Origin of the sequence: Aeromonas sp. PS2Canimalfood6 (genome assembly GCF_048276795.1) — a bacterium.
GTDB classification, from domain to species: Bacteria; Pseudomonadota; Gammaproteobacteria; order Enterobacterales; family Aeromonadaceae; genus Aeromonas; species Aeromonas caviae.
In genome coordinates this window covers 1-679 of sequence record NZ_JBLUXC010000152.1, presented here as the reverse complement: position 1 = coordinate 679, position 679 = coordinate 1, and the positions used below count along the sequence as shown (strand labels likewise).

At 47.7% G+C, this 679-nt stretch carries 2 tRNA genes and 2 rRNA genes; all 4 read right to left on the bottom strand.

What is annotated here, in order from left to right:
* Positions 1–95 (bottom strand): 23S ribosomal RNA (locus tag ACNPAA_RS21010); the annotation flags it as partial.
* A 237-nt stretch (positions 96–332) separates the two neighbouring features.
* Positions 333–408: transfer RNA gene (locus ACNPAA_RS21005), tRNA-Ala, on the bottom strand.
* A gap of 10 nt (positions 409–418) precedes the next feature.
* A tRNA-Ile gene (locus ACNPAA_RS21000) sits at positions 419–495 on the bottom strand.
* A gap of 73 nt (positions 496–568) precedes the next feature.
* A 16S ribosomal RNA gene (locus ACNPAA_RS20995) occupies positions 569–679 on the bottom strand; the annotation flags it as partial.

The following is a 679-nucleotide window of genomic DNA, read 5'->3' as shown; positions in this document are numbered from 1 at the left end:
CTCTTACCGACTGCTCACGGCTTATCGCAGGTTAGTACGTCCTTCATCGCCTCTGACTGCCAAGGCATCCACCATGTACGCTTAGTCACTTAACCATACAACCCCAAGAAGTGTCGGTGAAACCGGCACAGCTTGTTGTCGTACAACAAGGACCAAATAAAATTTGGTTTTCGCCAAGAAGTTTCCAAAGCACTTGTAACAAATGTTTGAGAACTACTTTTTAAATCAGCTTTCCAGATTGTTAAAGAGCAAACTTCGTAAAGAAGTCAAAGGCATACATTGAACGAGATGTTCAACTCATGGCTTTGTCTTCTGACAAATACAGTACGATATGGTGGAGCTATGCGGGATCGAACCGCAGACCTCCTGCGTGCAAAGCAGGCGCTCTCCCAGCTGAGCTATAGCCCCGTAATCGAAGTGGTGGGTCTGAGTGGACTCGAACCACCGACCTCACCCTTATCAGGGGTGCGCTCTAACCACCTGAGCTACAGACCCACTTCGTGTACTGTCTCTAAACTTGAATCAAGGCAATCTGTGTGAACACTCAACAACTTCGTACATCTTAAGGTAAGGAGGTGATCCAACCCCAGGTTCCCCTAGGGTTACCTTGTTACGACTTCACCCCAGTCATGAATCACACCGTGGTAAACGCCCTCCCGAAGGTTAAGCTATCTACTTC